This window comes from Kitasatospora sp. NPDC023118 (assembly GCF_055560875.1).
On sequence record NZ_JBVHHW010000011.1, the window covers coordinates 25,397 to 33,297 of the forward strand.

At 72.4% G+C, this 7,901-nt stretch carries 8 protein-coding genes and 7 tRNA genes; 9 read left to right on the forward strand and 6 right to left on the reverse strand.

All coding sequences use genetic code 11. The annotated features are described in order from the left end of the window. The first annotated feature begins 64 nt into the window (after nt 1-64). Complete coding sequence (locus ACZ3UD_RS16180) at nt 65-832, forward strand: exonuclease domain-containing protein (protein WP_465587054.1); 768 nt, start codon at nt 65-67, stop codon at nt 830-832. Nucleotides 833-899: 67 nt separating this feature from the next. On the opposite strand, the gene ACZ3UD_RS16185 is transcribed toward ACZ3UD_RS16180, so the two are convergent. Both ACZ3UD_RS16185 and ACZ3UD_RS16190 read right to left on the reverse strand, forming a co-directional pair. Continuing rightward, nucleotides 900-971, reverse strand: a tRNA-Val gene (locus ACZ3UD_RS16185). 211 nt (nt 972-1,182) lie between these two features. Then, a tRNA-Val gene (locus ACZ3UD_RS16190) sits at nt 1,183-1,254 on the reverse strand. Nucleotides 1,255-1,693: 439 nt separating this feature from the next. Here ACZ3UD_RS16190 and ACZ3UD_RS16195 point away from each other — a divergent pair. Together ACZ3UD_RS16195 and ACZ3UD_RS16200 are read left to right on the forward strand one after the other, a co-directional pair. Beyond that, on the forward strand, nt 1,694-2,107 hold the full coding sequence (locus ACZ3UD_RS16195) for an SsgA family sporulation/cell division regulator (protein WP_030056266.1): 414 nt from the start codon (nt 1,694-1,696) through the stop codon (nt 2,105-2,107). 426 nt (nt 2,108-2,533) lie between these two features. Then, entirely contained in the window at nt 2,534-3,103 is a 570-nt protein-coding gene (locus tag ACZ3UD_RS16200) for a CGNR zinc finger domain-containing protein (protein WP_465587057.1), read from the forward strand. A gap of 14 nt (nt 3,104-3,117) precedes the next feature. Here ACZ3UD_RS16200 and ACZ3UD_RS16205 read toward each other — a convergent pair whose 3' ends face one another. After that, on the reverse strand, nt 3,118-3,573 hold the full coding sequence (locus ACZ3UD_RS16205; RefSeq protein WP_465587059.1) for a hypothetical protein: 456 nt from the start codon (nt 3,571-3,573) through the stop codon (nt 3,118-3,120). A gap of 110 nt (nt 3,574-3,683) precedes the next feature. Between ACZ3UD_RS16205 and ACZ3UD_RS16210 the strand changes: the two genes are divergently transcribed. After that, on the forward strand, nt 3,684-4,184 hold the full coding sequence (locus ACZ3UD_RS16210) for a DsbA family protein (protein ID WP_465587061.1): 501 nt from the start codon (nt 3,684-3,686) through the stop codon (nt 4,182-4,184). Nucleotides 4,185-4,199: 15 nt separating this feature from the next. Here ACZ3UD_RS16210 and ACZ3UD_RS16215 read toward each other — a convergent pair whose 3' ends face one another. The 3 genes from ACZ3UD_RS16215 to ACZ3UD_RS16225 form a co-directional block, all read right to left on the reverse strand. Continuing rightward, on the reverse strand, nt 4,200-5,045 hold the full coding sequence (locus ACZ3UD_RS16215) for a GNAT family N-acetyltransferase (protein WP_465587064.1): 846 nt from the start codon (nt 5,043-5,045) through the stop codon (nt 4,200-4,202). A 66-nt stretch (nt 5,046-5,111) separates the two neighbouring features. After that, the gene (locus ACZ3UD_RS16220) at nt 5,112-5,942 is read right to left on the reverse strand and encodes an aminotransferase class IV (RefSeq protein ID WP_465587067.1); all 831 of its coding nucleotides are present in this window, start codon (nt 5,940-5,942) and stop codon (nt 5,112-5,114) included. Between the two features lie 30 nt (nt 5,943-5,972). Next, nucleotides 5,973-7,034, reverse strand: a complete 1,062-nt coding sequence (locus ACZ3UD_RS16225; RefSeq protein ID WP_465587070.1) for a chorismate-binding protein — start codon at nt 7,032-7,034, stop codon at nt 5,973-5,975. Between the two features lie 322 nt (nt 7,035-7,356). Between ACZ3UD_RS16225 and ACZ3UD_RS16230 the strand changes: the two genes are divergently transcribed. The 5 genes from ACZ3UD_RS16230 to ACZ3UD_RS16250 all read left to right on the forward strand — a co-directional run bounded on the left by ACZ3UD_RS16230 (nt 7,357) and on the right by ACZ3UD_RS16250 (nt 7,878). Further along, nucleotides 7,357-7,429, forward strand: a tRNA-Gly gene (locus ACZ3UD_RS16230). Nucleotides 7,430-7,469: 40 nt separating this feature from the next. After that, a tRNA-Cys gene (locus ACZ3UD_RS16235) sits at nt 7,470-7,543 on the forward strand. Nucleotides 7,544-7,577: 34 nt separating this feature from the next. After that, nucleotides 7,578-7,649: transfer RNA gene (locus ACZ3UD_RS16240), tRNA-Val, on the forward strand. Nucleotides 7,650-7,690: 41 nt separating this feature from the next. Further along, nucleotides 7,691-7,762, forward strand: a tRNA-Val gene (locus ACZ3UD_RS16245). 44 nt (nt 7,763-7,806) lie between these two features. Next, nucleotides 7,807-7,878 (forward strand) — tRNA-Val (locus tag ACZ3UD_RS16250). Nucleotides 7,879-7,901: the final 23 nt, after the last annotated feature.

The window sequence follows — 7,901 nt, forward strand, 5'->3', positions numbered from 1 at the left end:
CGGGTTGAGCGGGCGTCAGAACCGGGTATCACCAGGGCGCGGAACGCACGCCTGAGGGGCAGTCATGCAGCAGCACTGGTACACCGGCCCACTCGCCTCCTTCGACACCGAGACCACCGGCGTGGACGTCGAGCACGACCGGATCGTCTCGGCCGCGCTGGTCGTCCAACTCTCCCCGGGCGCACCGGCGCAGACCACCACCTGGCTCGCCGATCCGGGCGTGCCGATCCCGGACGGCGCCCGCGCGGTGCACGGCATCACCGACGAGCGGGTCCGGGCGTACGGCCGGCCGGCCCGCACGGTGGTGGCGGAGGTCACCCGCGCGCTGGCGGCGCAGGCGCGCGCCGGGCATCCGGTGGTGGTGATGAACGCGCCCTACGATCTGACGCTGCTGGACCGGGAGTTGCGCCGCCACCACGGGCTGACGCTGACCGGCGGGCTGGACGGCGCCGGGCTGGTGGTGCTGGATCCGCGGGTGCTGGACAAGCACGTGGACCGTTACCGCAAGGGTCGCCGGACGCTGACCGACCTGTGCGCGCACTACGGCGTCGATCTCGCCGGGGCGCACGACGCGGCGGCGGACGCGACGGCCGCGCTCTCGCTGACCCGGCGAATAGGCGCCCGCTACCCGGCGGCGCTGGGCGGGCTGACGGCGGCGGAGCTGCACCTGCGGCAGGCGGTCTGGCACGCGGCTCAGGCGCGCGGGCTGCAGAGCTGGTTCGACCGCTCGGGGACGCCGGAGCGGGTGGACCTGTCCTGGCCGCTGCGGCCGGCCCGGTGCGGCTGCGGCCGTCGGTTGGAGCCCGAACACCGCTGCGAGGCGGCGGCGTAGCGGGTGGCGGTCCCGAACGCGCCGCAGGCCCTGACCGGTTCCTGGTCAGGGCCTGCGTGCTGTCCGGTGGGCGATACTGGGATCGAACCAGTGACCCCTTCGGTGTGAACGAAGTGCTCTCCCGCTGAGCTAATCGCCCGGGCAACGAGAAGAACCATAGCACCATTCGGGGGTGGTCGTACAACTCGCCCCTTCCGGGGCAGGGCTGGCACATCCGCAGAACTCGCGCTCCGCACGGAAGATGACTGGGCCTCAGCCGGATTACCCACGGCGCTTCAGGCGGATTCCGGAAATACATGTGAGGCCCAGCCGATAATCGGCCGGGCCTCACATATCACAATGCATTCCGGTGGGCGATACTGGGATCGAACCAGTGACCCCTTCGGTGTGAACGAAGTGCTCTCCCGCTGAGCTAATCGCCCGGGTGCAGGGAAAACATTACCGCATCCCGGAGGGTGCTCCGAACACCCTCCCGGCGGAGGCCCCGCACCAGGGCGCCCGGCCGCCGTACGCCCGACCGGGTGCCGGGCCCGCCCCGCCCGGCCCCGGCCCGCCACCCCTCCTCCGGACCCCGACCGCGCGCCCGACTCGTCGGGCATGACCGCATCACCCGCTCCCCTGTTCCCGGCCCGCCTCGGCGCTTCGTACAGGCCGAGTACACGCCGACCCGGAAACCGGCCGAGAAGAACCGCCGGTAATGCCCCGGGCGGGTACTCCGTGACGATTCCGCAATGCGCCGTAAGGGGTACGACTCGCGCCCGAATCGGGACAGAGGGGTTTACATCGGTCTTGGGGGTGGGATGGTCCGTTCGCCGACGTGCGATTCCCCGAGCGCACACTGAGCGAAAGGCCATGGCGCTTATGAACACCACGGTCAGCTGCGAGCTGCACCTGCGCCTCATCGTGTCCAGCGAGTCCTCACTGCCCGTCCCCGCGGGCCTGCGCTACGACACCGCCGACCCCTACGCCGTGCACGCCACGTTCCACACGGGCGCCGACGAGACCGTGGAGTGGGTGTTCGCCCGAGATCTCCTCGCGGAGGGGCTGCACCGACCCACCGGTACCGGCGACGTCCGGGTGTGGCCGTCGCGCAGCCACGGGCAAGGGGTGGTCTGCATCGCACTGAGCTCTCCGGAAGGAGAAGCCCTGCTGGAGGCCCCGGCCCGGGCGCTTGAGTCGTTCCTCAAGCGGACGGACGCCGCGGTGCCCCCCGGCACCGAACACCGTCACTTCGACCTCGACCGGGAGCTGTCCCACATCCTCGCCGAAAGCTGACCCCGACCGGAGGCGGTCCAGCCCCACTGTCGGTGGGGCGGCACCCCCTGCCGTCATCGCAGCCGTCCTACTCGGGGGCACGGCAGCGGACTCAGCCGCGCACGACGCGGTCTCGGGGCCGGTGAAGGCCCCGCTCCCACCGGAGCGGGGCCGCAGCACCGCAGGCGCCCGGCAGCGAGGCCGGCCACCCGTACGGGTGGCCGGCCTCGCTGCCGGGCGCCGTCGTCCTTCCGGGGCCACCCGGGCTCGTACACCGGGGACCGGACACCGGGCTCCAGGCCCGGACGGCGCCCGCTTCAGGACACTCTGACGGAATCCGCACAGGCCTTCGAACAAACGCGCCGCCCTTCTGCCGCAAGGGCCGGTATGGTCTGGGGTAACCGTGGACGCGGGGTACCGGAGTCCCCCTGCGCGAGGAGCCCCAACGTGCTGATCACCCATGACACCGAGTGCGCGCTGAGCATCCTCGTGGATCTGCTCAACACCGCACCCGAGGTGTGCGGCGACGAGCGGCTGCCCGACATCGCCGCGCTGGAAGCCTTCGTGGTCCGCCAGGAGATCAGCGAGATCGACTCGCTGACCGAGGACGACCTGGGGCGGGTGCACGAGCTGCGGACCCGGCTGCGCGAGGTGTTCGGGACGGAGTCCACCGCCGAGGCCGCCGAGCTGGTCAACGCGATCGTCGCGGCCGCCGGGACGACGCCCCGGCTGGTCAACCACGACCACCACGACTGGCACATCCACTACTTCGCGCCGCACGCCGCGCTCGGCGACCACCTCGCGGCCGAGCTGGGCATGGCGCTGACCTTCATCCTCATGGCGGGCGAGCGGGAGCGGCTGCGCCGGTGCGAGGCGCCGGACTGCGCCCGGGTCTTCGTGGACCTCTCCCGGAACCGCTCGCGGCGCTACTGCGACAGCCGCACCTGCGGCAACCGGTTGCACGTCGCCGCCTACCGCGCGCGGCAGCGGTCGGCGGAGACCGTGGCCTCCGCCTGACGCGCCGGGCCTGCTCAGATTCCGCGCTTGCGGAGGATCTCCTCGATGTCGGCGAAGTCGCCGAGGCCGTCGTCCCGCTTGCCCGCCGCCGACTTCTTCGGCGCCTTGGACGTCGGGGCCACCGCCGGACGCTCAGGGGCCGGGCCGGCCGCCGCCGGACGCTCCGGCGCACCCTCCACGGCGCCGCGGCGGCCCACCCAGCGGGTGGTGACCAGCAGGACCGCGGAGACGCCGAGCAGCACGACACCGGTCCACACCCGGGGGTCGAAGACCAGCTTGGCCGCCCAGTCGGCGAACTCCCGGCCGATCGTGCCGGCCAGCGGGAACAGGCCGGTCAGGTAGAGCCCGGCGGGCAGCAGGGCCACCGCGAACCAGCGGGTCGCCGAGCGGAAGCGCCGTCGCCACGCCCGTAGGCCCGCGACCGCCACTGCGCCGGCCGTGAGGAGGAAGCTGATCGCCGCGGTCAGCACGGGCGCACCTCTTCGCTTGCGGTCGTCCTGGTCATCGGTGCCTCCCTGTCGGTCCGGCCTCGGGCGCACCGCCGGCGGGGGCGGGCACCCACTAGTGGAACACTGGGGGAATGATCGATGGTTCCCTTCCCCGCCTCGAGTTCTGGTGCGACCTCCAGTGCCCGGACTGCCGCACCGCGCTGGACGACGTACGGGCGCTGCGCGCGCAGTACGGCGAGGCGCTGCCCGTGGAGCTGCGGCACTTCCCGCTGGAGAAGCACAAGCACGCCTACGCCGCCGCGGAGGCGGCCGAAGAGGCGTTCGCCCAGGGGCTGGGGTGGCCGTTCGTGGAGGCACTGCTCGCCCGGGTCGAGGAGCTGGACGCGCGCGGGCAGCAGGTGCTGCTGGAGGTGGCCCGGGAGGTCGGGGCGGACGTCGAGGAGGTCGACACCGCGCTCATCGACGGCCGGCACATGCTGACCGTGGACTCTGACCAGGCCGAGGGCAAGGCCATCGGGGTCAAGGGCACGCCGACGTACGTGATCGGCGGCAAGCGGCTGGACGGCGGGCAGAGCCAGGAGGGGCTGCGGGAGGAGATCATCGCCGTCATCGAGGCCGCGAAGGCGTCCTGATGCTCGGTCAACCCCTCACAGCGGCTTGCCGTAGCACCGGTTGACGACCCGGTAGCCGAGCGAGTCGTAGAGCCGGACGGCGACCTCGTTGCCGGAGAAGACGTTGAGGCCGAGCTCGCGCACCCCGGCGGCCAGGCACTCGCGTTCGGCGAGCAGCATCAGGGTGCGGCCGTGTCCCCGGCCCCGGTGGGCCGGGGACACCTCCACGACCATGACCCAGGCGAGCGGTGTGCCGTCCGGCAGCTCCCGCAGGTTCAGCTCCACCCAGAGCGAGCCGAGCGGCTCCGGCGCGCCGTCGGCACCGTACAGACGGCACAGGGCCGCGCCAGGGCTGTCGGCGCCCTGCGGGAGCACGTTCCGGTGGTCCAGCCGCGACTTGGCGCGGGCCTGCTCCTCACTGAGGCCGGAGTCCATGAGCGAAGCGACGTAGCCCTCCGCCGCCCCGTCGAGCCAGGCCGGGAACTCCGCGGCGCCGATCGGGCGTACGGTGACGCCGCCGGGCAGGGCGGGGGCGGTGGCCAGGCTCTTGCTCAGGTTCCGCATCCGCTCGGTGTAGCCGAGGGTGACGGCGAGCCCGCGGGCGACCGGGGCCCACTCGGGGACGTTGACGTCCACCCGGGTGCAGCCCCAGCTGCGCAGCACCTCCTCCGCGGCCAGCGCGCCGAAGGTGCCGCGGCCCCGGCCGCGGCCCTCGAAGACCTCCAACTCCGATATATCGCCCCAGAGTTGGTTGCCGTGCCGGGCCGAGGTGGTGCGCAGCGCACCGACCGGGCGGCCGTTCGCCAGGATCCGCCAGCGTCTGGTGCGGCCGCCGGCGATGGTGGGTGTCTCCGGCCCCTCGGGGCGCAGCGTGGTGGTCATGTGGTGCTCCCTTCCCCTCGCCGGGAAGGTTATCCGCGCTGTGCGTCGCCGCTGCCCGTACGGGGATTACGGGTCGAGGTCGTCGCCGCTGCGCTCGGCGAAGACGGCCATCGCCTTGGCGGTGACCGGGCCGGTGCCGGGCAGTTCGCGGTCGTCGACGCGGGTGACGGCCTGGACGTCGCGGGTGGTGGAGGTCAGGAAGATCTCCTCGGCGTCCTGGAGGGCGCTGAGCGGGAGGTCCGTCTCCTCGGCGCCGCACCAGTCGATGACCAGCTGCCGGGTGATACCGGCCAGGCAGCCGGAGGCGAGGGCGGGGGTGAGCAGGCGGCCGCCGAGGACCACGAAGACGTTGGAGCCGGTGCCCTCGCAGAGCCGGCCTGCGGTGTTGGCGAACAGGGCCTCGGAGGCGCCGGCGCGGTGGGCGGCGGCCAGGGCGACCACGTTCTCGGCGTACGAGGTGGTCTTGAGGCCGGCGACGGCGCTGTGCTCGTTGCGGCGCCAGGGGACGACGGCGACGGCGGTCTCGTCGGGGCGGCGGTTGATGGCGCCGAGGGCGACCACGAGGGTGGGGCCGGCGGTGCCGCGCTCGGAGCCGAGCGGGGAGTTGCCGCCGGTGTAGGTGACCCGCAGGCGGCCGAGCGGGGCGGGGTTGGCTTCGAGGACCTGGGCGCAGGCTTCGCGGACCAGGTCGTGGTCGGGGTCGGGCAGGCCGAGGCCGCGGGCGGAGCGGGTGAGCCGGTCGAGGTGGCGGGTGACCGCGAAGGCCTGGCCGTCGACGGCCTTCATGGTCTCGAACACGCCGTCGCCGGTGGTGAGTCCGTGGTCGAGGACGGACAGGGCGGCGTCGGCGGAGTCGACGAGCGTCCCGTTGACCCAGCTCGTGGTGCGGTTGTGCATCGAGGGCTGCTCCTAGGCGGCGGGTGGGGACTACGCCCCGGTCAGGTCGATTGCGCTGCCCGACGCTATCGCGACCAGCCGGGCGGCCTTCAGTTCGGTTTCCTCCCACTCGCGCTCGGGGTCGGAGCCCCAGGTGATGCCGGCACCGGTGCCGAAGCGCAGGACGGGTGCCTGCGGATCCTGCCGGTCGAGCCAGAAGGTGCGGATGCCGACGGCGAGTTCGCCCTCGCCGCGGTCGGCGTCGACCCAGCCGACGGCGCCGCAGTAGGGACCGCGCGGGGCCGTCTCCAGGGCCTCGATGATCCGTAGGGCGCTGGACTTGGGGGCGCCGGTGACGGAGCCGGGCGGGAAGGTGGCGGCGAGGAGCTCGGGCCAGCCGTCGCCCTCGCGCAGGGCGCCCTCGACGGTGGAGACCAGGTGGACCAGGCCGGGGTGCTTCTCGACGGCGCACAGGTCGGGGACGGTGACCGTGCCGGTCTCGCAGACGCGGCCGAGGTCGTTGCGGACCAGGTCGACGATCATCACGTTCTCGGCGTGGTCCTTGTCGAGGAGGTCCTCCTCGGTGCGGCCGGTGCCCTTGATCGGGCCGGAGGAGACGGTGCGGCTGGTGCGGCGCAGGTAGAGCTCCGGGGAGGCGGTGGCGATCTCGACGCCGTGCTCGGGCAGCCGGATGGTGCCGGCGTAGGGGGCGGGGTTGCCGTGGGCGAGCAGGCCGGTGAGGGCGTCGATGTCGCTGAGGCCGGGGTCGGGCAGCGGTGCGGACAGCACCCGGCAGAGGTTGGCCTGGTAGACCTCGCCGGCGGCTATGTGCTCGCGGATGCGGCGCACGCCCGCAGTGTAGGCGGCGCGGTCCAGGGAGCTGTGCCAGCTGCCGGCGTCCGGGCCGCGCCAGCCGGCGCCGGAGGGCGGGGCGGGGGCGGGGCGGACCTGCTCGAAGCGGGCGCAGGTGAGTCGGCCCTCGAAGTCGTAGGCGACGGCCCAGTAGCCGGAGGAGTCGAGCGCGGCCGGGTCCGAGGTGACGTCGCGCAGTCCGGTGGCCAGGCGGCCGCCGAAGCGGGCGAGCGGGATGCGGGGGTCGGGGTGGCCGGACACGGTTCTCCTGCGCGGTGGTGCTGGGGGCGGCGGTGCCTGAAGTGTAGGTCGGGGGGCGCGGGCCTGGTCGGGCTCGCGCCCACGCGTACGAGAAGCTCCGTGCGTCGCGGGGGTGTGCGGCGGGTCGCCCGCGGATGATCGTCCGGAAGCGTCGCAGGTGGTGGCCGGTGACCGGTTCAGAGGGCTGACGGGACGGCATGCGGCGGGCATCCCCTTGGCACGCTGCGAGAACGGATTTTTAGCTGGCCCGGGAATCCGCTAGAGTTCAACACGTCGCCGAGGAGCGCAGCCGAAGTAGAGCGGTGAAGATCCCGGGAGACAGGCGGACGTGGCTCAGTTGGTAGAGCATCACCTTGCCAAGGTGAGGGTCGCGAGTTCGAATCTCGTCGTCCGCTCGATGGAGAACAGTGTAAGATCGTTCTTCATGCGTTGCCTGGTGGAGTGGCCGAGAGGCGAGGCAACGGCCTGCAAAGCCGTGTACACGGGTTCAAATCCCGTCTCCACCTCCAAGAGGCTCGCCCGGTTTCTCCGGGTGGCCTCCCCGCGCGATTAGCTCAGCGGGAGAGCACTACCTTGACACGGTAGGGGTCACTGGTTCAATCCCAGTATCGCGCACGTCGGATCCTCCGGGATCTGCTGCGAGACCGCCACATCAGGCGCGATTAGCTCAGCGGGAGAGCACTACCTTGACACGGTAGGGGTCACTGGTTCAATCCCAGTATCGCGCACAGTAACGGGCCCTCCAGGGTCTGCTGCCATACCGCCTCACCAGGCGCGATTAGCTCAGCGGGAGAGCACTACCTTGACACGGTAGGGGTCACTGGTTCAATCCCAGTATCGCGCACGTCGGATCCTCCGGGATCTGCT